The sequence below is a fragment of the Pseudomonas phoenicis genome (assembly GCF_047302395.1).
GTDB lineage: Bacteria > Pseudomonadota > Gammaproteobacteria > Pseudomonadales > Pseudomonadaceae > Aquipseudomonas.
Map to the genome: position 1 here is coordinate 4,213,714 of NZ_CP154852.1, position 23,407 is coordinate 4,237,120.

General features: G+C 64.5%; 21 protein-coding genes. 13 read left to right on the forward strand and 8 right to left on the reverse strand.

What is annotated here, in order from left to right:
• Positions 1 to 97: 97 nt before the first annotated feature.
• Complete coding sequence (locus AA0Z93_RS19175; protein WP_413047400.1) at positions 98 to 2,308, forward strand: LTA synthase family protein; 2,211 nt, start codon at positions 98 to 100, stop codon at positions 2,306 to 2,308.
• A gap of 59 nt (positions 2,309 to 2,367) precedes the next feature.
• Here the strand turns inward: AA0Z93_RS19175 and AA0Z93_RS19180 are convergent, their stop codons facing one another.
• Both AA0Z93_RS19180 and AA0Z93_RS19185 read right to left on the reverse strand, forming a co-directional pair.
• Complete coding sequence (locus AA0Z93_RS19180) at positions 2,368 to 3,666, reverse strand: ATP-binding protein (protein WP_413047399.1); 1,299 nt, start codon at positions 3,664 to 3,666, stop codon at positions 2,368 to 2,370.
• Between the two features lie 6 nt (positions 3,667 to 3,672).
• Positions 3,673 to 4,374, reverse strand: a complete 702-nt coding sequence (locus AA0Z93_RS19185) for a response regulator (protein ID WP_413047398.1) — start codon at positions 4,372 to 4,374, stop codon at positions 3,673 to 3,675.
• Positions 4,375 to 4,532: 158 nt separating this feature from the next.
• Here AA0Z93_RS19185 and AA0Z93_RS19190 point away from each other — a divergent pair, with 158 nt between their 5' ends.
• The 3 genes from AA0Z93_RS19190 to mobA all read left to right on the forward strand — a co-directional run bounded on the left by AA0Z93_RS19190 (position 4,533) and on the right by mobA (position 9,475).
• On the forward strand, positions 4,533 to 5,708 hold the full coding sequence (locus AA0Z93_RS19190) for an efflux RND transporter periplasmic adaptor subunit (RefSeq protein WP_413047397.1): 1,176 nt from the start codon (positions 4,533 to 4,535) through the stop codon (positions 5,706 to 5,708).
• An 11-nt stretch (positions 5,709 to 5,719) separates the two neighbouring features.
• Positions 5,720 to 8,824 carry a multidrug efflux RND transporter permease subunit gene (locus AA0Z93_RS19195; RefSeq protein ID WP_413047396.1) on the forward strand — a complete coding sequence of 1,035 codons (3,105 nt, stop codon included), beginning with the start codon at positions 5,720 to 5,722 and terminating at the stop codon, positions 8,822 to 8,824.
• Between the two features lie 81 nt (positions 8,825 to 8,905).
• The gene (mobA, locus tag AA0Z93_RS19200; protein ID WP_413047395.1) at positions 8,906 to 9,475 is read left to right on the forward strand and encodes a molybdenum cofactor guanylyltransferase MobA; all 570 of its coding nucleotides are present in this window, start codon (positions 8,906 to 8,908) and stop codon (positions 9,473 to 9,475) included.
• 30 nt (positions 9,476 to 9,505) lie between these two features.
• Here mobA and AA0Z93_RS19205 read toward each other — a convergent pair whose 3' ends face one another.
• Together AA0Z93_RS19205 and AA0Z93_RS19210 are read right to left on the reverse strand one after the other, a co-directional pair.
• The gene (locus tag AA0Z93_RS19205) at positions 9,506 to 10,705 is read right to left on the reverse strand and encodes an aromatic amino acid transaminase (RefSeq protein ID WP_413047394.1); all 1,200 of its coding nucleotides are present in this window, start codon (positions 10,703 to 10,705) and stop codon (positions 9,506 to 9,508) included.
• A gap of 117 nt (positions 10,706 to 10,822) precedes the next feature.
• Positions 10,823 to 11,815, reverse strand: a complete 993-nt coding sequence (locus AA0Z93_RS19210; RefSeq protein ID WP_413048401.1) for an Ldh family oxidoreductase — start codon at positions 11,813 to 11,815, stop codon at positions 10,823 to 10,825.
• Between the two features lie 324 nt (positions 11,816 to 12,139).
• Here AA0Z93_RS19210 and AA0Z93_RS19215 point away from each other — a divergent pair, with 324 nt between their 5' ends.
• The 8 genes from AA0Z93_RS19215 (at position 12,140) to AA0Z93_RS19250 (ending at position 17,724) form a co-directional block, all read left to right on the forward strand.
• The gene (locus AA0Z93_RS19215) at positions 12,140 to 12,553 is read left to right on the forward strand and encodes a hypothetical protein (protein WP_413047393.1); all 414 of its coding nucleotides are present in this window, start codon (positions 12,140 to 12,142) and stop codon (positions 12,551 to 12,553) included.
• A 376-nt stretch (positions 12,554 to 12,929) separates the two neighbouring features.
• A complete protein-coding gene (locus tag AA0Z93_RS19220) occupies positions 12,930 to 13,742 on the forward strand; it encodes a gamma-glutamyl-gamma-aminobutyrate hydrolase family protein (protein ID WP_413047392.1) in 813 nt (270 codons plus the stop codon).
• 177 nt (positions 13,743 to 13,919) lie between these two features.
• Positions 13,920 to 14,258 (forward strand): hypothetical protein, encoded by a 339-nt coding sequence (locus AA0Z93_RS19225; RefSeq protein WP_413047391.1) that lies wholly within the window; start codon positions 13,920 to 13,922, stop codon positions 14,256 to 14,258.
• Between the two features lie 231 nt (positions 14,259 to 14,489).
• On the forward strand, positions 14,490 to 15,374 hold the full coding sequence (locus tag AA0Z93_RS19230; protein ID WP_413047390.1) for a DMT family transporter: 885 nt from the start codon (positions 14,490 to 14,492) through the stop codon (positions 15,372 to 15,374).
• Positions 15,375 to 15,572: 198 nt separating this feature from the next.
• Entirely contained in the window at positions 15,573 to 16,409 is an 837-nt protein-coding gene (locus AA0Z93_RS19235; RefSeq protein WP_413047389.1) for a bifunctional allantoicase/(S)-ureidoglycine aminohydrolase, read from the forward strand.
• A gap of 232 nt (positions 16,410 to 16,641) precedes the next feature.
• Positions 16,642 to 16,851 carry a hypothetical protein gene (locus AA0Z93_RS19240; protein WP_413047388.1) on the forward strand — a complete coding sequence of 70 codons (210 nt, stop codon included), beginning with the start codon at positions 16,642 to 16,644 and terminating at the stop codon, positions 16,849 to 16,851.
• Between the two features lie 161 nt (positions 16,852 to 17,012).
• Positions 17,013 to 17,261 carry a cytoplasmic protein gene (locus tag AA0Z93_RS19245; RefSeq protein ID WP_413047387.1) on the forward strand — a complete coding sequence of 83 codons (249 nt, stop codon included), beginning with the start codon at positions 17,013 to 17,015 and terminating at the stop codon, positions 17,259 to 17,261.
• A gap of 76 nt (positions 17,262 to 17,337) precedes the next feature.
• Positions 17,338 to 17,724: a VOC family protein gene (locus tag AA0Z93_RS19250; RefSeq protein ID WP_413047386.1), complete on the forward strand. Its 387-nt coding sequence runs from the start codon at positions 17,338 to 17,340 to the stop codon at positions 17,722 to 17,724.
• A gap of 11 nt (positions 17,725 to 17,735) precedes the next feature.
• On the opposite strand, the gene AA0Z93_RS19255 is transcribed toward AA0Z93_RS19250, so the two are convergent.
• The 3 genes from AA0Z93_RS19255 to ptrR all read right to left on the reverse strand — a co-directional run bounded on the left by AA0Z93_RS19255 (position 17,736) and on the right by ptrR (position 19,918).
• Positions 17,736 to 18,608: a Ku protein gene (locus tag AA0Z93_RS19255; protein ID WP_413047385.1), complete on the reverse strand. Its 873-nt coding sequence runs from the start codon at positions 18,606 to 18,608 to the stop codon at positions 17,736 to 17,738.
• Positions 18,609 to 18,703: 95 nt separating this feature from the next.
• Entirely contained in the window at positions 18,704 to 18,886 is a 183-nt protein-coding gene (locus AA0Z93_RS19260; RefSeq protein WP_413047384.1) for a KGG domain-containing protein, read from the reverse strand.
• Between the two features lie 159 nt (positions 18,887 to 19,045).
• Complete coding sequence (ptrR, locus tag AA0Z93_RS19265; RefSeq protein ID WP_413048400.1) at positions 19,046 to 19,918, reverse strand: putrescine utilization regulator PtrR; 873 nt, start codon at positions 19,916 to 19,918, stop codon at positions 19,046 to 19,048.
• Between the two features lie 105 nt (positions 19,919 to 20,023).
• Between ptrR and AA0Z93_RS19270 the strand changes: the two genes are divergently transcribed.
• On the forward strand, positions 20,024 to 21,409 hold the full coding sequence (locus AA0Z93_RS19270) for an aldehyde dehydrogenase family protein (RefSeq protein ID WP_413047383.1): 1,386 nt from the start codon (positions 20,024 to 20,026) through the stop codon (positions 21,407 to 21,409).
• 16 nt (positions 21,410 to 21,425) lie between these two features.
• Here AA0Z93_RS19270 and AA0Z93_RS19275 read toward each other — a convergent pair whose 3' ends face one another.
• On the reverse strand, positions 21,426 to 23,339 hold the full coding sequence (locus AA0Z93_RS19275; RefSeq protein ID WP_413047382.1) for a hypothetical protein: 1,914 nt from the start codon (positions 23,337 to 23,339) through the stop codon (positions 21,426 to 21,428).
• Between the last annotated feature and the right edge of the window lie 68 nt (positions 23,340 to 23,407).

The window sequence follows — 23,407 nt, forward strand, 5'->3', positions numbered from 1 at the left end:
GGGACGCATTCAGCCGTTTTGGGCTCGCCCACAACGGTGCCCTGTTATCATCACCCACACATTCGTGACCACCCGATGACAACAAGGACTTTTTCTCGTGAGCCACTCCACCGGCACGCCGCTGCGTTACGGCGCCCGCACCCTCACCCTGATCGCCCTGGTGCTGTTGATTCCGCTGGCCAGCCGCGCATTGCTGGGCTGGTCGAACCCGGCCGGTTATCTGTCGGACCTGGCCATCGGTGGCGCCTTGTTGCTGCTCGTGCAGCGCCGGGTCTGGTGGGTGGCCTTGCCCTTGCTACTGGCGTGGGCCGTGTTGCTGGTGGCTGCGGCCGAGCTGGTCAGCGCCGTCGGGCGGCTGCCGACCAGCGCCGATTTGAGCTATCTGTTCGACAGGCAATTTCTGGAGAACTCCACCGGTGGCGCCCTCGCCCACGGCTGGTTGCCGCTGCTGCTGGGCGCAGGCGTGCTTGCCTGGCTGCTGAGCCGCTGGCGCGCCAAGGGTGCCAGCGAGCGCCCCCTGCCACGGGCCTTGTGGGCGCTGCCCTTGGGAATGCTTGGCGTGCACTGGGCCGGCCAGCATCTGTGGCCGTCCGAGGCCGAACCCTGGCGGCAATACAACCTCGGCCACCAGTTGCTGGCCGCGGGCACCGGCCAGGTGCAACGCGAGGTGAGCCACTGGCTGGGTACCGATACGCTGGCGCCGGCACTGCCTACAGCCGGGCTGACGCAGAGCGATCTGATCGGGGAGCGTCTGTTCGAGGGGCCGGGCCAGGCGCGCAATCTGCTGCTGATCACCCTCGAGGGCATTCCCGGGGCCTACCTGAGGGCCAATCGTGAAGCGCTGCACAGCCGCTTCGACCAGGACCTGATGCCCAACCTCAGCCGCTGGGCCGAGCGCGGTATGAACACCCCCGACTATGTGTTGCACAGCCACCAGACCATTCGCGGCCTGTACGCCATGCTCTGCGGCGATTACGACAAGCTGGCCGACGGCACGCCCAAGGGCGTCGAACTGTTGACCCAGCAGGCGCGCAACCGCGATTGCCTGCCGGCGCAGCTGCGCGAGGCAGGGTTCGCCACCCACTACCTGCAAGCGGCCGGGCTGCGTTTCATGGCCAAGGACCGCATCATGCCGCACATCGGTTTCGATGCTGTGCACGGCCAGGAGTGGTTCGCCAACGACAACTACCTCGAATTTCCCTGGGGCAAGGACGACCGCGCATTCTTCGAGGGTGCGCTGGACTACATCGGGCAATTACGCGACCGGCCGCAACCCTGGATGCTGACCCTGCTCACCGTCGGCACCCATCAACCCTACGCTGCGCCGGACGCCTACCTGGAGCGCTATGGTTCGCCCAAACACGCTGCCGTGGCCCATCTGGACGACGCCCTGGGCCGGTTTATCGATGCCCTGGAGCGTCAAGGTGTGCTCAAGGACACGCTGGTGGTGATCACGTCCGACGAGTCCCACGGCATCGATGGCGTGCGCCTGGCGTCGTCGTGGGGCTTCAATCTGACCTTGGCGCCGGAGCAGGCGCAGTTGCCGCGCATCAAGGCGGGCACCTTCGGCCATGTCGACCTGACCGCCTCGCTGCTCGACTATTTCGCCCTGCCCATCCCGGCCTCGCTCGGCGGACGGTCGTTGTTTCGCAGCTACGACACTGGCCGCGAGATGATCTCGTTCACCAACGGCATGCTGCGTTACCACGACGGCCATGACACCTTCACCGAATGCGATTTCCAACAACGCTGCCGACGCTATGCCAGTCGTGGCTTCATCGCCGACCGCGCGACCTACCTGGGCCAGGCCGACGACAGTCGCGGCCCGCAGATCGCGGGGCTGGCCGAGGCGTTGGACCAGTCGCTGCTGAACACGCCGCTGAACCTGCGCTATCAGTTCGGCGGCCCCAGCGCCATTGCCCTGCAACCGCAGATACGCGACGACTGGGCCGACAACCTGATCGGCGCCCAATATCTGGAAATGCCCGAGGGCAGCCGTACCCGCGTCCACCTGAAAGTGCGCATGCTGGACCCGGCGCACACCGCCTACCTCCAGCTCAAGGCCAAAGAGTACGAACAGGACGTGCAACTCGGCTTTCCGCAAGAAATGCAGGTCACGGCCGAGCAACCGTTGGACATGCAGTTCGACTTCGACAACCCCACCTTGCGCAAGGCATTTTCCTTCCACCTGCTGGGCTACGGCGGCGGCGAAGTGGAAATCAGCGACTTCAGTGTGATCACCGCCTTGCCCGACGAAGCGCTGCCGGTGGACGACCTGCAGGACAGCGCGCTGGCACATTCCAGCTAAGCCCGAGCCGTCAGGCGCAAGGTCTTGGCATCGGCAGGCATTCGAGGCAGCGCCTCGATTCACGCCCCAGGCAGCCTGATCACGAAGCGTGCCCCACCCAGCGGTGACGGCTCGACCGTCAGGCTGCCGCCCTGTCCTTCGATGGCGCGTCGACTGATCGCCAGGCCCAGACCGAAACCGCCGGTGCTGCGGTCGCGGCTGCGGTCCAGGCGGTAGAACGGTTGGAAGATGCGCTCGCGTTGCTCGGGCGGAATGCCGATGCCGTCGTCCTCCACCGTCAGCATGCAGCCGCCCTCGGCCTCCAGGTGCAGGCGCAGCAGCAGGCGTGCGTCGCAGTAGCGCATGGCGTTGCGCACCAGATTCTGTATGGCGCGAGCGGTTAGCCGTGGGTCGAGCACGAATCGCGGCAGGGGCTCGTCGGCGCATACTTCCCAAGCGATGCCGCGGCTGTCGAGTTCCTCGGCGAACCCCCCGAGTACGCTGTCGAGCAGCTCGGCCAGCGACACCTCGACCTGTTCGCGGACCTGCTCGGCATTTTCCAGGCGGCTGTAGGACAGCAGTTCGAGCACCAGCTCGTCCAGTTCGCGCACGTGCCCGACCAGTTCCATCAAACGCTTGCGGCTGGCGGCGGGCACCTCGTCGTAGAGCAACACCAGGCCGAAGTCCAGGCGCGTCAGGGGCGTGCGCAACTCGTGCGAAACCGCGTTGAGCAGCTCGCGCTGCTGGTTCAGGTGGCGCTCCAGGTCGCCGGCCATGGTGTCGAACACCCCGGCCAATTCCCCGATGTTGGAATGCGCCGAGATGTGCGTACGCTCGCCGAGCTGCCCGTGGCCCAGGCGCCGCGCGGTGTCCTTGAGCCGTTCCAGGTCGCGCCAGTGCGGCCAGGCCCAGATCAGGATGCAGCCGAGCAAGGCCGCGCCGATCAGGACCGTCACGCCCCACGACAACAGGTTGATGTCCAGCGGGTCGGGCGGCGTGTAGAGGCGCACCACCCAGATGTCGTCGATGGGCGCCAGGGCCGTGTCGTAAAAGCCCCAGTCGCCCAGGCGTACCACGTTCAAGCCCTGGCTGAGACGCTGACGCTCCTCGTTCGACGGCTTGGTGTCTTCCAGCGTCAGCAGGCTGACCTGCAACGGGGCGAAACGCGCGTCGAGGTCTGCCGCCACGGCCGGCCACTGCGCCTTGGGCGCCTGACGGAACTGCTGTACCAGGAGCGATTGCACGCCCTTGGCCATTTCCAGGTTGTAGGCGGTGTAACGGCTGTTGAAGACGCTGACGATGGTGTCGGGAATGAGCAGGATCGCGCTGGCGTAAGCCACGATGATCAACAGGTACAGGCGAATCAGCAGCTTGAGCATGGCGACTCAGAACTCCCATTCGCTGCGGCTGAACAGGTAGCCCTTGCCCCATACGGTCTTGATCTTGCGCGCCTCGCCTGCGCTGTCGTCGAACTTGCGCCGCAGCTTGGAGATGGCCACGTCCACCGAGCGGTCGGTGCCATTGAACTCGATGCCACGCAGTTGCTGCAGGATGCGGTCGCGGCTGAGCACTTCGCCGGCATTGCGCGCCAGCACCACCAGCAGGTTGTATTCGCCGCTGGACAACTCCACTTCCTCGCCACGCCAGCCGACCCTGCGTTCGGCGAGGTCGATGGAGAGCCCGCCGATCTGGATCAGGTCGTGGTCCAGGCGCGGTTCGTTGACGCTGCTGCGGCGCAGCAAGGTGCGGATGCGCGCCAGCAGCACCCGCGGCTCGCAGGGCTTGTTGACGTAATCGTCGGCGCCCATTTCCAGGCCCAGCACCTGGTCGTGGCTGTCGTCGCGGGCGGTCAGCATCAGGATCGGCAGGCTTTGCGTCTCCTGGCGCAGGCGCCGACACACCTGCAGACCGTCCAGACCGGGCAGCATCAGGTCGAGTACGACCAGATCCGGACGCTCGCGGTGCACCGCTTCGAGCACCTGATCGCCCCGAGCGATGACGTGCACATGAAAATCGTTGCGGCGCAGGTAACTGGCGATCAGCTCGGACAGCGCGCTGTCGTCTTCGACCAGGAGAATATTCGGCATATGAGGTTCGTCGGCGAGGGCAGTTCGGCGCAGGATAAAGAATCCTACGCAAGTAAAGGCCGCTTCTTCACAGTTTTTCACACTCGTCCTACAGAGCTTCACAGCTGGACAGCAAGGCTTGCCGTAGCATACGGCAGGTCAATCTCGGGAAAGTCCGCATGTCCATTTCACGCCCCCTGCTTCCGCGGCGCCTCGCGCTGCTCGCCCTGCTGGGCCTGGCACTGGCCGGCTGCAACGATGCCGCCGACCAGGAACAACCAGCCCCGACGCCCAAGGTGCGCGTCGAAACCCTTGAACCGCGTGCGCTGGCCATCAGCACCGAACTCAGTGGCCGCCTGCTGGCGCCACGGGTGGCCGAGGTGCGCGCCCGGGTCGCGGGCGTGGTGCTCAAACGCGTGTACCGCGAAGGCAGCGACGTGAAGCGAGGCGACGTGCTGTTCCTGATCGACCCGGCGCCGCTCAAGGCCGACCAGGACAGCGCCCGTGCCGCCCTGGCGCGCGCCGAAGCCACGCGCTATCAAACGCGTCTGCAAGACCAACGCTACCGCCAGTTGGTGGATGAAAACGCCATCAGCCGTCAGGAAGCCGACAACGCCCGCGCCGCCGACCTGCAGGCCCAAGCCGCCGTGGCCGAGGCCAAGGCCGCGCTGGAACGGGCGCGGCTGAACCTGGGCTACGCCACGGTCACCGCGCCGATTTCCGGACGCATCGGCCGTGCGTTGGTCACCGAGGGGGCGTTGGTCGGCCAGGGCGAAACCACGCCGCTGGCGACCATCCAGCAGCTGGATCCGATCCATGCCGACGTCACCCAGTCGACCCGCGAGATCAACGCCCTGCGCCGCGCCCTGCGTGCCGGCCAGTTGCAGCAGGTGGGCCAGGACCAGGCCGAAGTCACCCTGATTCAGGACGATGACCAGCCCTACCCGCGCCCCGGCAAGCTGCTGTTCTCCGACATCAGCGTCGATGCCAGCACCAACCAGATCACCCTGCGCAGCGAATTCCCCAACCCCGACCTCGACCTGCTGCCCGGCAGCTATGTGCGCGTGCGCCTGGAGCAAGCGGTGCAGCCCCAGGGCTTGAGCGTGCCGCAGCGCGCCATCAGTCGCGACACCGCGGGTCAGCCCAAAGTGATGGTGGTCGACGACCAGTCGCGCGTCAGCGAACGGTCGATCACCCTGGGCACGGTGCAGGACGACCGCTGGATCGTCACCGCCGGCCTCGAGGCCGGCGAACGCGTGGTGGTCGAAGGGCTGCAACACGTCAAGCCAGGCGACCCGGTGCAGGTCGAGGCTGCCGATACGGCGCCGGACCTCGCCAAGCACAACGACCAGTGAGGCGCTGACACATGCCGCAGTTTTTCATCGACCGGCCCATCTTCGCCTGGGTCGTGGCGCTCTTCATTCTGCTCGCCGGGGCGTTGGCCATTCCCAGGTTGCCGGTGGCGCAGTACCCCAACGTCGCGCCGCCGCAGATCGAAATCTACGCCGTCTACCCCGGTGCTTCGGCCACCACTATCGACGAGACCGTGGTGAGCCTGATCGAGCAGGAGCTCAACGGCGCCGACAACCTGCTGTATTTCGAATCGCAGAGCAGCCTGGGCAGCGCGACCATCACCGCCACGTTCGAGCCCGGCACCCTGCCGGACCTTGCCCAGGTCGACGTGCAGAACCGCCTGAAGGTGGTCGAGTCGCGCTTGCCGCGTGCCGTGACTCAGCAGGGTCTGCAAGTGGAAAAGGTGTCCACCGGCTTTCTGTTGCTCGGCACGCTCACCTCGGTGGACGGCAGCCTTGACGAAACGGCCCTGAGCGACATCCTGGCGCGCAACGTGATGAACGAGATCCGCCGCCTCAAGGGCGTCGGCAAGGCGCAGCTGTACGGCTCGGAGCGGGCCATGCGCATCTGGATCGACCCGCGCAAGCTCGTGGGCTACAACCTCACCCCGGTCGATGTGACCGAGGCCATCGCCGCGCAGAACGCGCAGGTGGCCCCTGGCAGCATCGGCGACCTGCCGGGGCGCAAGACCCAGGAGATCACCGCCAATGTTGTGGTCAACGGCCAACTGAGCACGCCCGAAGCGTTTGCCGCGGTGGTGCTGCGGGCTAACCCCGATGGTTCGGTGGTGACCATCGGCGACGTGGCACGGGTGGAAGTCGGTGCGCAGGAGTACCAGTTCGGTACGCGTCTGAACGGCAAGCCCTCCACTGCTTTTGCCGTGCAACTGTCGCCGGGCGCCAACGCGATGGAGACTGCGACCCTGGTGCGCAACAAGATGGAGGAGCTGGCCAGGTTCTTCCCCGAGGGCACCCAGTACGACATCCCCTACGACACCTCGCCCTTCGTCAAGGTGTCGATCAAGCAGGTGATCACCACGCTGTTCGAGGCCATGCTGCTGGTGTTCGCGGTGATGTTCCTGTTCCTGCAGAACGTGCGCTACACGCTCATCCCCACGCTGGTGGTGCCGGTGGCGCTGGCAGGCACCTTCGCCGTGATGCTGGGCCTGGGCTTTTCCATCAATGTGCTGACCCTGTTCGGCATGGTGCTGGCCATCGGCATCCTGGTCGACGATGCCATCGTGGTGGTGGAGAACGTCGAACGCATCATGGCCGAGGAAGGCTTGTCGCCGCGTGACGCGACGCGCAAGGCCATGGGCCAGATCAGTGGCGCGATCGTCGGCATCACCCTGGTGCTGGTGGCGGTGTTCCTGCCCATGGCCTTCATGAGCGGCTCGGTGGGGGTCATCTACCAGCAGTTCTCGGTGTCGATGGCCGTATCGATCCTGTTTTCGGCCTTCTTGGCCCTGAGCCTGACGCCAGCCTTGTGCGCCACCCTGTTGAAACCGCTGGGCAAAGGCGAGCATCACGAAAAGCGTGGATTCTTCGGCTGGTTCAACCGGCGCTTCGCGCGCATGACCGAAAGCTATGAGGGCTGGGTCGGGCATGCCCTGGCGCGCTCCGGGCGCTACCTGCTGGTGTATGCGGCGCTGGTGGGCGCGCTGGCCTACGGCTTCAGCCAGTTGCCCAGCGACTTCCTGCCGACCGAGGACCAGGGCTACACCATCACCGACATCCAGCTGCCGCCGGGCGCCAGCCGTGCGCGCACCGAGCAGGTAGCGGCGCAGATCGAGGCGCACAACGCGCAAGAACCGGGTGTGGCGGATACCACGGTGATCCTTGGGTTCAGCTTCTCCGGCAGCGGACAGAACGCCGCCTTGACCTTCACCACGCTCAAGGACTGGTCCGAGCGCGGTGGTGACGACAGCGCGCAGTCGATCGCCGATCGCGCCAACGCGGCCTTCAGTCAGATCAAGGATGCGGTGGCCTTTTCCGTGCTGCCGCCACCGATCGACGGGCTGGGCGAATCCACCGGCTTCCAGTTCCGCCTGCAAGACCGCGCAGGGCTTGGCCATGCGCAGCTGATGGCGGCACGCGACGCCCTGCTCGCTGCGGCAGGCGACAGCAAGCTGCTGACCAATGTGCGCGAAGCCTCGCTGGCCGAGAGCCCACAGGTGCAACTGGACATCGACCGGCGTCAGGCCAATGCCTTGGGCGTCTCGTTCGCCGACATCAGCGCGGTGCTCGACACGGCAGTGGGCTCCACCTACGTCAACGACTTCCCCAACCAGGGCCGCATGCAACGCGTGGTAGTGCAGGCCGAGGGCGACCAACGCAGCCAGGTCGAAGACCTGCTGGGCATGCACGTGCGCAATGCCAGCGGCAAGATGGTGCCGCTCGCCGCCTTCGTCAGCGCCCGTTGGGTGACAGGCCCGGTGCAGTTGACCCGCTACAACGGCTACCCGGCCGTGTCGATCTCCGGCGAGCCTGCAGCGGGCTTGAGTTCCGGCGAAGCCATGGACGAGGTGCAGCGGCTGGTCGATCAGCTGCCCACGGGAGTGGGCCTGGAGTGGACCGGGCTGTCGTTGCAGGAACGCTTGTCCGGCAGCCAGGCACCCTTGCTGTTGGTGCTGTCATTGCTGGTAGTATTCCTGTGCCTGGCGGCGCTGTACGAAAGCTGGTCGATCCCGACCGCAGTGCTGTTGGTGGTGCCGCTGGGTGTGTTCGGCGCAGTGCTGGCGGTGATGCTGCGCGGCATGCCCAACGACGTGTTCTTCAAGGTGGGCCTGATCACCCTTATCGGCCTGTCGGCGAAGAACGCCATCCTCATCATCGAGTTCGCCAAGGCCCTCGTGGATCAAGGCCTGGACGCCCGCGACGCCGCCTTGCAGGCCGCGCGCCTGCGCTTGCGGCCCATCGTCATGACCTCGCTGGCGTTCATCCTCGGCGTGGTGCCGTTGGCCATCGCCACGGGTGCGAGCTCGGCCAGCCAGCAGGCGATCGGCACCGGCGTGATCGGGGGCATGCTCAGCGCCACCCTGGCCGTGGTGTTCGTACCGGTGTTCTTCGTGGTGGTGATGCGCCTGGCCAGCCGTCGCGCAGCGACCGATACGCCGTAAGCGGGCGTGGAGCACAACTGACTGGACATAGCGCAGGCCACATGGGAGGGTTCCGGGCGTCATTGCCTGGAGCCCTTTTTCATGTCGGATGTTTCTCGCTGTTCGGTGTTGATCCTGGCTGGAGGGCGTGGTCAGCGCATGGGCGGGCGCGACAAGGGGTTGATCCCTTGGCACGGCGAGCCTTTGATCGCCCACTTGCACGGCGTGGTGCGGCCCTGGACCGATGACCTGATCCTGTCCTGCAACCGCAACGCCGAGTCGTACGGTGCCTACGCCGATCGAGTGGTCAGCGACGAACACGCGGATTTTCCAGGCCCCCTGGCCGGCGTGCTGGCGGGATTGGCGGTGGCGCGCCAACCCTGGGTGGCGGTACTGGCCTGTGATACGCCGCGAATCGACCGGGCTTTGCTGGACGCGCTGCTGGCGCGAGCCCTGGAGGGTGACGGCGCAGCGATGGTACGTCAGGGCGGGTTCTGGCAGCCGATGTTCAGCGTGTTGCCGCGCTCGAGCCTGGGCATGCTGCGCCAGGGCTGGAACGAGGGCGAGCGCAGCTTGCACCGGGCCTTGGCCCGGGGTGCGTTGCTGGCGCTGGAGTGCGACGTGGGCGATCAGCGCCTGGAGAACTTCAACAGCCCGGAGCATTACAGGTAGAGGCGACCGATCGGCCGCCCCTACGGCGGTTCACCCGTGCTGGACGGCAGCGAAGGCTTCGGCGACGCGGCGCAGGTTGTCCTTGCGCAGGCCAGCCATGCACACACGACCGCTGTCGATCAGGTACACACCGAACTCATCGCGCAGGCGCTGCACCTGGGCCACGCTGAAACCGGTGTAGCTGAACATGCCGCGCTGGCGCAACAGGAACTGGAAGTCCTGCCCGGGCAGCAGTTCGCCCAGTTGATCGACCAACCCCTGGCGCATGTCCAATATGCGTTGGCGCATGGCCTCGACCTCGGCCATCCAAGCGGCATTCAGCCCGGCATCGTTCAGCACCCCGGCCACCAGTTGTGCGCCGTGGCACGGTGGGCTCGAATAGTTGCGGCGCACAGTGGCCTTGAGCTGGCCGAGCACGCGCTGGGCGCTGTCGGTATCGTCGCTGACCACCGACAGGCCACCGACGCGCTCGCCATACAGCGAGAAGATCTTCGAGAACGAATTGCTGACCAGGCAGGGTACGCCGGCGCGGGCCATTTCGCGGATGGCGAAGGCGTCCTGCTCCAGGCCTTCGCCGAAGCCTTGGTAAGCGATGTCGAGAAACGCGATCAGCTCGCCCGCCTTGACCACGTCGACCACCTGCTGCCACTGCTGTGGATCGAGGTCGACACCGGTCGGGTTATGGCAGCACGGGTGCAGCAGCACGATGCTGTGCTTGGCCAGCCCTTGCAGGGTGGCGAGCATGCCGGCGAAGTCCAGGCCGCGGGTGTCCGCGTCGAAGTACGGGTAGGTGTTCACGGTGAAGCCCGCGCCTTCGAAGATCGCCCGGTGGTTGTCCCAGGTCGGGTTGCTGACCCACACTTGCGAATCCGGGAAATAGCGCTTGAGGAAGTCTGCGCCCACTTTCAACGCGCCCGAACCACCCACGGTCTGCACCGTGGCGACGCGGCCGGCCTGCAACGCGGGGTGCCCGGCACCGAACAGCAGCGCCTGGGTCGCCTGGCGGTAGGCGGCCAGGCCTTCCATCGGCAGGTACAGCGACGCCTGATGCGGCTGGTCGGCCAGACGCCGCTCCATCTCGGCGACCGCCTCCAGTTGCGGAACCACGCCGCCTTCGTCGTAGTAGAGACCGATGCTCAGATTGACCTTGTCGGCGCGCGGATCGGCCTTGAAGGTTTCCATCAGTGAGAGGATCGGATCGCCCGCATAGGCATCGACATGTTTGAACACAGCGCACAGCTCCTTGGCTCAGGTCGGAGGGAAAAGCTGCCTGAGCATACCCGTCCTGTCGGCCAAGGAACATCACCGTGACGCAATGCGCGCCTGCAACCGCGCAAGCGCCGTCTGTCAGAGCTGGCGCAGGTGGGCCAACTCATCAGCGGTCAGCGCCACGCCCGCTTGCGCTGCGATGGCGCGCTCGCGATGACGGCGCTCACCAGGCAGCCGGCTCAAGCCGGCGCCCTGCATCTGTTCGAGCAGTGCGCGGCTGCGCTGGGCAAATCCCTGACCCTGGGTCTTGCTGGGGTCGATGAGCACAAGCAACTGCCCGGTCCAGGGCGTTTTCGCGCCCGGGTGGCCGGCCCAGTCGAACTCCCAGGAGAAGTGACCGCCGGTGAGTGCGGCGGCGAGCAGTTCGACCATCATCGATAATGCCGAGCCTTTGTGGCCACCGAAGGGCAACAGCGCCCCACCCTCGAGCACCGCCTGCGCGTCCGTGGTCGGCTCACCGGCGGCATCCACGCCCACGTCCGGCGGCAAGGGTTGGCCGGCTCGCGCGGCGAGCTGCACATCGCCATGGGCCATGGCACTGGTGGCCATATCGAAGACGATCGGTGCTTGACCTTCGCAGGGCGCAGCGAAGGCGATCGGGTTGGTGCCGAAGACCGGCTTGCGCGCGCCATGCGGCACCACGCAGGTCATGCTGTTGACCACGCTCAAGGCGATCAGGCCTTGCTCGGCGAACGGCTCGACGTCGGGCCACAAGGCAGCGAAATGGTGGGAGTTGTGGATGGCCAATGCGGCCACCCCGGCCTTGCGCGTCTTGTCGAGCAGCAGCTCGCGAGCCGATGCCAGCGCAGGCTGGGCGAAACCGCCGCAGGCATCGACACTGACCAAGCCTGACGCCACGTCGCTGACGCGCGGTTCGGCCCGGCCGTCGACCCAACCGCTGGCCAGCGTCGACACATACCCCGGCACGCGGAACACGCCATGGCTGTGGGCACCGTCGCGCTGGGCGCTGGCGCAGTTGTGCGCCAGTACGGCTGCCACCCGCTCGCTACAGCCATGACGCTGGAAAATGCCTTGCAACAGCGCTACCAGTTCGGTGAAGGGGATACGCACGCTCGAGACGCAATCGATGACAGACACGGGGGAGCTCCTTCCAGGGGGCGGGACGAGCCAGCATGGCCATGGAGCGGGCGTTGCGCAACCGTTGGGCGCAGCAGGATGAGGTCGACGATGGATCGGTTCGACTCAGCACTGCCCCAAGCGAGTCGAGCAGCCTGAGTAGAACTGCTGTACCCCCGGGGTGTAGACCGGTACTGGGCGTAAGCGCTTGGCCAAGCCAGGTTGGACGCCAGGTAAGCGGTGCGCGTGCGTGGCATCGTGCTAGCATCGCTTCGAATTGCCCTATTCACGGCGGCAACATCAAGGAGTGACATCGGTATGGCTTCGCCTTCTCGCTTTGCGGTCTTGGTTTCGGGCCTGTTAGGCATCGCGTTACTCGCCGGCTGTCAGTCGACGGACGATGCACTGCCGCAGCGCCCCCCGATCCAGGCGCCTGAAGTAGAACCCGCCCCGCCACCCTCCGAACTCTCCGCCGCTCTCCAGATCATGCTGCCGCGGCGCTTGGTCGAGCAGCGCTCGCCGGCGCTCGGTCGGCAGTTGCAGTCATTGGGCGAACAGCTGGCCAGCCATGGCGAATCGAGCCTGGTGACCATCGTCACCACCGATCCTGCGACATTCGACTACTTGCAGAACCTCATCGCCGCCGGCGCCGGAAGCAGTCTTTCGGTGCAGTACGCATTGCAAGAGCGACCGGATGCGCACCAGAGCCTGGTACTGGTCAGCCACCCCTGAGGCCTTGTCTCGACGCGCGTCGGTTCTCGATCCACGAGTGGGTAGCTCAAGGTGCCTCACAATACGCGCGTAAACTCATTGCAGCGGCGCAATGATTGGACTGCACCCGTCAAGTATTGTTGACCCGACCAACTGCCCAAGCCTTGCCGGGCAAGGCCTGCGGCATGGCCAAAGCCTGTTTTTTCGAGCCATGCCGGCAGCTTGCGGCATGGCAGGTCGTTTGACATATCGAACGGCTCTGGCAAGCTGTGGCCACGCCCCGACCGGTTGACAGCGTTTCCCGCTAAACCGGCAGTGCTCGGGGTGTCAGGCGCGTCGAGCCATCCGCTTGCGCCCTGCACGATCATGACGGGCCGCGCCTGTCCCAAGGTGACATATGTCCAACAGCAACATTGGCAATACCCCTTCTTCCCTGCGCAAACCCGTGGTTCTGATGACCATGGGCACGCAAGAGCGCAAAGGTCACGACTATCAGGTCATGACCCACAAATACATCACACCCCTGGTCGAGTTCGGCGGTTGCGTGCCGGTGCTGGTGCCCACCTGCTGCGGCATCGACGAGCTGGAAACCTACCTGTCCATGGCCGATGGCGTGTATCTCACCGGCGCCGGCAGCAACATCGATCCAGGCCTCTATGGGCAGGAGAACCTGACGCCGGGCAAGGCTCAGGACAAACACCGCGATGTGTTCGACATCGCTCTGGTGCAGTTGGCGTTGGCACGCGGCCTGCCGATCTTCGGCATCTGCCGCGGCATGCAGGAAATCAACGTGGCCCTGGGCGGCGACATTTACCAGAAGGTCTACGCCGAGCCCGGCTTCAACGACCATCGGGAAAACCCCGACGACCCTGTGAACGTACAATACGCTGCGGCCCATGGCGTGCAGATCGCCGTGGGCAGCTGGTTGCAAACGGCCCTTGGCACCGACCGTATCCGTGTCAACTCGCTGCATGGTCAGGGCCTGCGCACGCTCGGTCAGGGCCTGGAGGCACTGGCGGTCGCCGATGACGGCCTGGTCGAAGCGATCCATGCTCCGAGCCTGTCGCCTTTCCTGTTCGCAGTGCAATGGCACCCAGAGTGGCAGGCGGCTAGCAATCCGAATTCCATCGCCCTGTTCGAGGCGTTCGGCGACGCATGCCGTGCGCGTGTGCAACAAACCCAAGGCAGTGCCCGAGCCGCCATGGCTTGATGATCGACCCGGTCCTGATCAGATGCCGCGCGACGTGGCGTTTGATCGGGTCTAAAGGCCCCATGGGCACCGCCCGTCGCTACACGTCCCTCCGAGGCCGTTGACAGCATTTTGCTGGCCCCGCGCCATTCTTGCACAAGGCAAAATCCTGCCTCTTCAAGTGCTTAGGACGGCTATATGCGGCTTTTTCTACTCTGCTCTTTCAGCGCCCTCACCTTGCTCGGTAGCCAAGCCCAGGCCCGGGCACTGACCGAACATGACCGTCAGCTGTGCAACTGGGGGGGACAGATCGCTGGCAGCGCCCAACAAGCCAAACTCTCGGGCGTCAACGTGTATACCCAACGCAAGCGACTTCAGCACCACAAGTTCGCCAAGTCGTGGATGCGCATGACGGCCATGGGCATCACGGAGCAGACCTACAACAGCCGCTCGCAGCTGCCAGCGGTTGAAATCAAGAAGACGTATGTAGAACAGTGTCTGCAACACTCGAAAAATAGAAGGCCAATAAAATCATAGGCTTATCTGACATTCTTCATGTCAGATAGTTAAAGTAAATTCTCGAGATGATTTCTTTAGCGTCCCCAAGCGTGTCCGTTCGATCGATTCTGGAGGACACCGATGGGGCGTTACCTTCGAAGACTGCCCCACACTGCCGCCCTAGGTTTATTCACATGACGGTTGGCAAGCATGCTTGCCATCCTTGCACCAGCGCCGTTAGCCTCGCCTGCCCCAGCCCCGGACATTCCCATGCAACCGCGCGATCTTGCTGTCTACCTGTTCCTGGCCATCGCTTGGGGACTGTCTTTTCTGGTGGTGCTGCACACCGAGCACGCATTCGGTTGGGTCGGGGCAGTCAGTTTTCGCGCGCTGTTCGCAGGCTCAACGCTTGTCGTCTTGGGCCTGATGCTAGGGCGCAAGCTGAAGTTTCGGCCAGTACTCAAACCTTTGCTGGTAGTCGGCGCCACCACGGTAGTGGGGCAGTTGGCAGGCATGACCTATGCCACGCCACGCATAGGCACCGCGATGGCCGCCATCTTCGTCACCACCATTCCTTTGCTGTCGATGTTGATCGGTCGGCTGATGGGCCTTGAGACGCTTACCCGGCAAGGGCTGCTCGGCCTGCTGCTGGGACTGGCAGGCATGCTGATGTTGGTAGGGTTTCCGGCCCAAGCGGTCGACACCGACTTCATCCACGGATGCATCGCCTCGATCATCGGCTCGCTGGCGGCCGCTTATGGCAGCAACCATGCCGCGCTGCATCTGCGCCAAAGCGACCCCTGGACCGTTGCAAGCGGCTCTTTTCTGGCCGGTGGTGTGATGCTGTTACCTCTGTTGTGCTGGGTACCGATACCCACGCTGCCCACGCTCGAGGACTGGGGCTACCTGTTCGTCAGCGGTAGCGTGATGAGCGCCACTTGCTATGTGCTTTTCTTCGGTCTGGTGGCGCGTGTCGGCGCTACCCGTGCCATCAGCGTCGAGTTCGTCGTTACGTTGGTGGCGGTGCTGGTCGGTGCGATGTTCCTGGGCGAAGCCTTGAGTCTGCTGCAAGTGCTGGGTGGTGGCGTGATACTGCTGGGCTGCGTGATGGTGCTGGGACTGCTGCCAGGCCGGCGCTCTAGGCTGCCCAGCTAGGGGCACATGCGAGCACGCAGCCCGCTAGGATGAAGCGAGCAAGCGCCCCAATGACATTCAAACAATGAATACCTGGCATTTCGACATTTAATTTGTGGATGTCAGCATGTCGCCCCTATGCTCGCCTTACCTTCCCGGCGGCGCACCGGCCGGTGCGGTCCACGGCACGGGAAGAGAACAACAACGTCGAGACCGTCCATGTCCAAGCACTCCTATTTCGCTCCCCACGGTGGTCATCCGGGTCAAACCGAGCTGCTGACCGACCGCGCCATGTTCACCGAAGCCTACGCCGTCATCCCCAAAGGCGTGATGCGCGACATCGTCACCAGCCATCTGCCCTTCTGGGACAACATGCGCATGTGGGTCATCGCCCGACCGCTGACCGGCTTCGCCGAAACCTTCTCGCAGTACATCGTCGAAGTCGCCCCGCAGGGCGGCAGCGAGCGTCCGGAACTGGACCCCAACGCCGAAGCGGTGCTGTTCATCGTCGAAGGCCAGTTGGACATTACCCTGGACGGCCAGCAGCATACCCTGACCCCAGGCGGCTACGCCTTCATCGCCCCCGGTGCCGAGTGGAGCCTGCGCAACCGCAGCGACCGCAACGTCAGTTTCCATTGGCTGCGCAAGCACTACCAGCGCGTGGAAGGCCTGGATGCACCGACTTCCTTCGTGACCCACCGCGACAATGCCACCGTGATCGAAATGCCCGGTACCGAGGGCTGCTGGATCACCACGCGTTTCGTCGACATGGCCGACATGCGCCACGACATGCACGTCAACATCGTCACCTTCAAGCCAGGTGGTGTGATTCCCTTCGCCGAAACCCACGTGATGGAGCATGGTCTTTACGTGCTCGAAGGCAAAGCGGTGTACCGCCTCAATCAAGATTGGGTGGAGGTCGAGGCCGGTGACTTCATGTGGCTGCGCGCATTCTGCCCGCAGGCATGCTACGCCGGGGGACCTGGCCCGTTCAGCTACCTGCTGTACAAAGACGTCAACCGACACGCGCACCTCACCCTCAACCCCAAACGCTGACGCCGGCGCCGCTGCCCGGCTCACATCGGGCAGCGCCTCAGCGCGCATCGAGGCACTGCCTGGCATTTCTGTCAGTTGCCTGTGCCGGGACGGTCCATAACACTGTCAGCAATATGCCCTGTTCGCGGCTCGCGCATCGAGCCACGTACAGGGCGATTCGAGACGCAGCATGCCGGCCGTGCCTACGGGCCGGAGCCGACGCTGCATACCACGCTGCCAGGAGCCCTCAGCCATGACCCAATCGCGCGTCAGTACACAGTTTTTCTATCAGAACGATCAGTTGATCTCGTTGGTCCAGCCCGGCGCCACTCGCACGGTGTTTCGCGGCGAAGGCGTGCCCTTGGCGGAACTCGCGCCCGACGACCCTTCGAGCAACGCCCAATTGCTGGTGATCGACCAACAGCAGTCGGTGCTCGGTACGAGCGGAGAATCGCAAGACTGATTGCCCAAGGGGCGGTGAGACACCTTACCGCCCTTGCCTCACGCGGAACCTTCCGCCCGTCGCGCCTATCACACAGGCATGCAGCCAGGGCGCCGACGTCGTACCCGTCAACCGGGTCTACCGCGCTTGCGTCCGTCCCTGACCCCTGACGGAGCAGATTCGTGAACCATGACATCCTCAACGCTCACCGCTTTTCTTCGTGGAATCGCGAGCAGCTGCTCACCAGTAAGTACTGCGCCTGCTTCGCCTGTCTGGCCCGCTTTACCCCAGTCAATATCACCGAATGGACCGACGACGAGCAGACCGCGGTATGCCCCGAGTGCCAAGTCGACGCCGTGTTGGGCAGCGCTTGTGGCGTAGATCTGACCGATGAGTTCATGCAGCGCATGCACGAGTATTGGTTCGAGTGAAACGCGAATCCGGACGGCCGATACCGTCCAAAAAGCTTTACCGACAGGAACAATCACAACATTCAAGGAAATGCCCATGAAGATCGTGGTGACTCGGATTTTCGTCGACGACCAAGCCAAAGCCGGCACGTTCTACCACCATATCCTGGGGTTCGAACCCAAACAGGATGTGCCTATGGGGCAGCACCGTTGGCTCACCTTCACTTCACCGGGGGATTCGCACGGTGTGCAGCTATCGTTGGAACCCATCGTGCACCCGGCCGCCGGTGCTTTTCAGGCCGCTCTCAAGGCAGACGAGCTGCCAGCCATCACCTTCGAAGTCAGGAGCGTCGAGGAGGAGTATCTTCGCTTGACCAAAGCGGGTGTGGAGTTCGTGAAAGAGCCCATCCGCGATGAAGGTTTCACCGTGGCCATATTCGACGATACGTGCGGGAACCTTGTACAGCTCGCCCAACGGCATTGACGTCCTGCCGGTCAGGACGCTTTGCGTGAGCGCTTGGCCGGCTTCTTCTCGGCAGACGCCGAGTTCTTCTTCTCGGCAGCTTTCTTGGCGGTGCCTTTGCCTGCCAGACTGCGTTTGAGCAACTCTGTCAGGTCTAGAATGTCCGCGCCTTTGCCAGTGCCACTGGCCTTGGGCTTCTTCACTGCACTGAGCTTGCCCTTGCGCGCCTTTTCCCGCACCAGTTGCATGATGGTGTCGCGGAAAGCGTCATGGTAGTCGTCCGGCGACCAGGGACCGCTCATGTCTTCGACCAAACGTTTCGCCATGTCGCGTTCTTGCTTGGTCAGGGTAGCTTTGGTGACTTTCTGATCCAGCTCGAGGGTGTCCAGGCCACGGACCTCGTCAGGCCAGCGCAGGGTGATCATGACCAAGGCATCGTTCAGCGGTCGCAGCAAGGCCAAGTGCTGGCGGGTATGCAACACCACTGTAGCCAGAGCCACTTTGCCGGAGCTTTCCAACGTTTCGCGCAGCAAGGCATAGACTTTGCCGCCACGCTTGTCGGGGCTCAGGTAATACGGGGTATCGAAGTGCTGCAGGGGGATGTCGGAAGCTTTGACGAAAGAAAAGATATCGATGGTTTGCGTCGCCTCGGGCCGGGCTTTGCGAATTTCATCTTCGCTGATCACCACATAGCGACCCTTTTCATACTCGACGCCTTTGACCACATCGTCCTTGTCGATGTCTTTTCCAGTGCGCTTGTTGATGCGTTTGTAGCCTACGCGATCCATGCTGCGCCTGTCGAGCCAGTCGAAGTCGATGCGCTCGTCGCGTACGGCGGTGTTGAGGCTGACGGGGATGTGGACCAAGCCGAAGCTGATGGCGCCCTTCCAGATCGCTCTCGCCATGGGCGGCTCCTTGTCGATTACGGGGGAATGTTGCGCATGACGGAGGGATGAAAAATCGCAGTGCCAGCCAGGCTGGCACTACGTTGGCGTCGAGGTCAGGAGCGTCCGCCCTTGCCACCGCCCGAACCGGAACTGTTTTTGCTCGTACCGCTGGATGCCTTGCCGCCTTTCTTGCCGGCTTCCGACGCTTTTTGCGGGTCGTCAGCGAAATTGCCGCCGTTGCCCTTGCCGCCGTGGCTACCCGACTTCTCACTCGTCTTGCTGTCTTTCTTGTCCATGATCTTTCACCTATAGGGCTTCAGAAAATGCACGACAACATGCCGTACATAGCCTGGGAGTGCGGCCGGTGAAAAGGATTCGATGATCCGCCCCGCCGCCGGACCGGTGGCGCTAACAGACGCCAGAGGGTTAATTGCGACGCCAAGTAACCGCCTGCGCTAGAGCGTGTGCGAGGCGTTTTCTTCGAGCAGGTGGATGAACGTGCTCAAGCTGCGCGAAACCGTACCGCGTCGCCACACCAGCCAGGTTTTCAAGTAGCGGAAGTCCACGGACATGGGCCAGGCGCTGACCATGCTGCACCCCGGCATGTTGTCGAGCATGCTGCGCGGCAGCATGGCCAGGCCTGCGCCAGCACTGACGCAGGCCAACATGCCGTGGTACGACTCCATCTCATGGATCTTGCCGGGCACGGCATCGTCCTGGACGAACCAGTTGGCGAAGTGGTGACGATACGAGCAGTTGGCGCGGAAGGCGTAGATATTCTCGCCGTTGACGTCCTGGGCACGGTTCACCGGAGCGTGGTTGAGCGGCGCGATGATGACCATCTCCTCCTCGAACACCGGCATGCCTTCGAGCGTGGGATGCAGCACCGGCCCATCGACGAAGGCGGCGACCAGACGCCCGCTCAGCACCCCTTCGAGCATGGTCCCGGACGGGCCGGTCGACAGGTCGAGATCCACTTTCGGATAGCGCTGGTTGTAGGTTGCGAGCAACGCCGGAATACGCACAGCGGCAGTGCTTTCCAGAGAGCCCAGTGCAAAGGTGCCTTGCGGATCTTCACCGGCGACCGTCAACCGCGCCTCGTGCACCAGGTCGAGAATGCGCCGGGCGTACTCGAGGAAATTCCACCCTGCCGGTGACAGGCGCAGGCGGCTTTTTTCGCGGATGAACAGATCGACGCCGAGATCCTCCTCCAACTGCTTGATGCGGGTGGTGAGGTTCGAGGGCACGCGATGGATGTGCTGCGCGGCTGCGCTGATGCTGCCGTGCTCAGCGACGGCCTTGAACATTTCCAGTTGCACCAAATCCACAGCCATTCTCCAAACATGAATGTTTCGCTCATTATTATTCAGTTTTCGGTAGCGAAGTGAACCATTAGTCTGGTCCTACTTACCCATGAGCAGAGGTAGTTCGCCATGACCACGATCAGCAGCCAGACCCACGCCATTTCCGTCGATCCGTTCACCGGCGAACAGATTGGCCACTATCCGTTCGACGATGCCGCCACTCAAGAGGCGTCCCTGCAACGTGCCGCCGATGGCTTCAAGCAGTGGCGCACGACTTCGCTGGCCGAGCGCAGCGAACACCTGGTGCGCTTGGCCGATACCCTTGAAGCCGGTGCCGAGGCCTTCGCGCAAATGATCGCCCGGGAGATCGGCAAGCCGATCAGTCAGGCCCGCGGCGAAGTCCACAAATGCGTGGGCCTGTGCCGCTGGTATGCCGAGCACGGCCCCGCCATGCTCGCCCCCGAAGCCACGCAGATCGCCACCGCGCGCATCGAGTACCGCCCTTTGGGGCCGATCCTGGCGGTGATGCCGTGGAACTTCCCGGTCTGGCAAGTGCTGCGCGGCGCCGTGCCGGCACTGCTGGCCGGCAACACCTACGTGCTCAAGCACGCGCCCAACGTGATGGGCAGCGCCTACCTACTGCTGGAACTGTTCCAACGCGCCGGTGTGCCGCAGGGCGTATTCGAGCTGCTCAACGTCACTCCCGACGGCGTGACCCGTGCGATCAACGATCCGCGCATCGCCGCAGTCACCCTGACCGGCAGCGTGCGCGCCGGCATGGCGATCGGCGCCCAGGCAGGCGCAGCGCTGAAGAAGTGCGTGCTGGAACTCGGCGGTTCCGATCCGTTCATCGTGCTCGCCGATGCCGACCTGGACGCTGCCGTGAAGGCTGCGGTGATCGGCCGCTACCAGAACACCGGCCAGGTCTGCGCCGCCGCCAAGCGCATGATCGTCGAAGAGAGCGTGGTCGAGGCCTTCACCGCCAAGTTCGTCGAGGCGACACGTGCCTTGGCCGTTGGCAACCCGCTGCAAGACGACACCTACATCGGCCCGATGGCGCGTTTCGACCTGCGTGACGAGCTGGACGGCCAAGTCCAGGCCAGCCTCGCCGAAGGCGCTACGTTGCTGTTGGGCGGTCACAAGCTCGAGGGTGTGGGCAACTTCTACGCACCGACCGTGCTGGGCGATGTGACCCGTGACATGACCGCCTTCCAGCAAGAACTGTTCGGCCCCGTTGCCGCGATCATCAGCGCCCGCGACGCCGAACACGCGGTGGAGCTGGCCAACGACAGCGAGTTCGGCCTGGCGGCGACCATTTACACCGCCGACCTGACCCTGGCCGAGCGCATGACCAGCGCCCTGGACACCGGTGGCGTGTTCATCAACGGCTATTGCGCCTCGGACCCCCGCGTAGCCTTCGGCGGCGTGAAGAAAAGCGGCTTCGGGCGCGAGCTGTCGCACTTCGGCGTACGCGAGTTCACCAACGTGCAGACCGTCTGGCTGGACCGCAACTGACCGATGGGGCCGCGCTTCAGCCGCGGCCCTGATCCTTGACCCAATCGAGCATCCCGCCCGGCACGATCAACTCGTGCCGGGCGCGCGAGCAGGCGGTGTACAAACCGGCCAGGGTGCGCGCCCGTTCGTTGCGCCCCCCACCTGCACTCGGCGCGACCATCAGTTCCGGCGAGACCATCACGCGCGAGAATTCGCGGTTCTTCACGTCTTCCACTCGGGCCAGGAACAGCGTCGGCGTCTTGGTCCAGCGGTAGCGGCTCTTGGCTTTGGCGAAGTCTTCGGCGGTGTAGCCTTTGCGCAGCATCTGCGCCACGGCGGCGAAAGCACGGTCGTTGTTCTTGTCCTGCTCCAGGGCTTGCCAGCTGGCATAACGGAACAGCAGGCGGTGGCGTGGCCGGGTGCCGTAGCGGAACAGCTCGATGCAGTCTTCGACGAAAAGCTCGAACTCTTTGCGCGCTTCAGGCAGCAGCACGAACGGCACTCTTTGGTGGCTGAGGCGCTGGAACCAGCCGAACAGGCCCCACTCATCGTCCACCAGCAACACGGTGGGCTGCTCGGGCACAGTCACCGCGTCGTAGAAACTGATCCGCGTGTAATGTTCGGCCGTTCCGGTGAACGCAGCCTGGATACTGGCCGGATGGGCGTCGATCAGCGGATTGAGCACCGCATCCATGGCCGGCCCCGCGCGCAGCGAGCGGTGGATGATGCGTTGGCGGATGAAGCTGCCGTGGTGGGCGCTCAGGCCGTTGAGGTTTTGCAGTTCGTCGCCCAGGGCGATGATCGATTGCGGGCTGCGGTCGAGAATCGCCAGCATCGGCGCCGACAGTTCGTGGGCCTCGTCGACGATGGCATGGCTGAAGCGGCCGTCGATCACCTCGTCGAGCAACGACAGCAGCTTGATGCGGTGGTAGTCGCGGATCGGCAGTTGCACCTCGCGCGCCGAAGGGCGGATCAGTTCCTGCCAGTAACGGCGGGCCATCTCCAGCAACATTTCCTGGTCGAGCGGCGTCAGCCCCGGCCCGACCCACGGCAAGTGGCGCAGTTGCACCTCGTGCTCGCCGCCGTGGCAGAAGCTGCGCACCGCGCCGATACAGACGGCGACCACCTCGCGCGCCGCCAGCGGGCCGACATCGGGGATACCCAGCCACTGCACCACCTTGGCCTCCTGCGGCCGCCAGGACAGCTTGGTGCGGTAACGGTCGCGCACGCGCCAGCCCTGGGCGGTCTGGTCGCGGTCGAGGATCAGGTCGGCCAATTGGCCGAAGGTCAGCGCGGTGAAGGCGTCGGCATTCTTGACCCGTGCCTGCAACGCCCGCAATTGCGCCTCGGTGCGCGCCAGCAGCAAGGTGCGCGGCGGCTCCAGCAGGCGCGCCAGTTGGTGGATGAGAAACGTCTTGCCGGTGCCGGCGAACCCCTGCACCGCCACCGACTCTTCGGCGCCGCAGAGAAATTCGCGCAGCAGCCTTTGCTGCGGGTCGCTCAGTACCAGGTCGCTGGCCAACCCTGGCAGGGGCGCAGGATGCAGGGGGGTGACTTGCTGGCGATAGCGCGGCGAGAAGCCGAAATCCCAGCCACCTTCAGGCGTACGCAGGCTGGCCTTGTCGAGCGCCACCTCGGCATCGAGCAGGCCGATGCCGTTGACACCGAGCAGGCCCAGGCCACTGGCGAAGGTGGCAGCGTCGAAGCGCTGTCGCACCTGTTCCAGGAACCGACCAGGCGCGTTGGCCTCGAGTTCGTCGGCGATCGCCAGCACCTCGGCGAAGCGCCGTTCCAAGGCTTCCACGCCCAGCGCCGCCGCGGTCTGGCGGGGCAGGTTGAGGATGAACAGGATCGCGGCGGCTTGCAGGGCATCGGCCTGTTGCAGCAGTCGGCTATCGGCACCGCAGGCCAAAGCCTCGGCGTCGTCGTGGGTCAGGGGCAGGTAGAACATCGGCACCTCGGCGAGCAATGCCCGGCACCATACCAACAATCGCTGCGCCCTGCCCGGTTGGCGCTACC

What these genes read in the sequence shown, in the direction of transcription:
- AA0Z93_RS19180 (WP_413047399.1), bottom strand. Translation starts at nt 3,666, where the DNA reads ATGCTCAAGCTGCTGATTCGCCTGTACCTGTTGATCATCGTGGCTTAC.
- AA0Z93_RS19185 (WP_413047398.1), bottom strand. Translation starts at nt 4,374, where the DNA reads ATGCCGAATATTCTCCTGGTCGAAGACGACAGCGCGCTGTCCGAGCTG.
- AA0Z93_RS19190 (WP_413047397.1), top strand. Translation starts at nt 4,533, where the DNA reads ATGTCCATTTCACGCCCCCTGCTTCCGCGGCGCCTCGCGCTGCTCGCC.
- AA0Z93_RS19195 (WP_413047396.1), top strand. Translation starts at nt 5,720, where the DNA reads ATGCCGCAGTTTTTCATCGACCGGCCCATCTTCGCCTGGGTCGTGGCG.
- mobA (WP_413047395.1), top strand. Translation starts at nt 8,906, where the DNA reads ATGTCGGATGTTTCTCGCTGTTCGGTGTTGATCCTGGCTGGAGGGCGT.
- AA0Z93_RS19215 (WP_413047393.1), top strand. Translation starts at nt 12,140, where the DNA reads ATGGCTTCGCCTTCTCGCTTTGCGGTCTTGGTTTCGGGCCTGTTAGGC.
- AA0Z93_RS19220 (WP_413047392.1), top strand. Translation starts at nt 12,930, where the DNA reads ATGTCCAACAGCAACATTGGCAATACCCCTTCTTCCCTGCGCAAACCC.
- AA0Z93_RS19225 (WP_413047391.1), top strand. Translation starts at nt 13,920, where the DNA reads ATGCGGCTTTTTCTACTCTGCTCTTTCAGCGCCCTCACCTTGCTCGGT.
- AA0Z93_RS19230 (WP_413047390.1), top strand. Translation starts at nt 14,490, where the DNA reads ATGCAACCGCGCGATCTTGCTGTCTACCTGTTCCTGGCCATCGCTTGG.
- AA0Z93_RS19235 (WP_413047389.1), top strand. Translation starts at nt 15,573, where the DNA reads ATGTCCAAGCACTCCTATTTCGCTCCCCACGGTGGTCATCCGGGTCAA.
- AA0Z93_RS19240 (WP_413047388.1), top strand. Translation starts at nt 16,642, where the DNA reads ATGACCCAATCGCGCGTCAGTACACAGTTTTTCTATCAGAACGATCAG.
- AA0Z93_RS19250 (WP_413047386.1), top strand. Translation starts at nt 17,338, where the DNA reads ATGAAGATCGTGGTGACTCGGATTTTCGTCGACGACCAAGCCAAAGCC.
- AA0Z93_RS19255 (WP_413047385.1), bottom strand. Translation starts at nt 18,608, where the DNA reads ATGGCGAGAGCGATCTGGAAGGGCGCCATCAGCTTCGGCTTGGTCCAC.
- AA0Z93_RS19260 (WP_413047384.1), bottom strand. Translation starts at nt 18,886, where the DNA reads ATGGACAAGAAAGACAGCAAGACGAGTGAGAAGTCGGGTAGCCACGGC.
- AA0Z93_RS19270 (WP_413047383.1), top strand. Translation starts at nt 20,024, where the DNA reads ATGACCACGATCAGCAGCCAGACCCACGCCATTTCCGTCGATCCGTTC.
- AA0Z93_RS19275 (WP_413047382.1), bottom strand. Translation starts at nt 23,339, where the DNA reads ATGTTCTACCTGCCCCTGACCCACGACGACGCCGAGGCTTTGGCCTGC.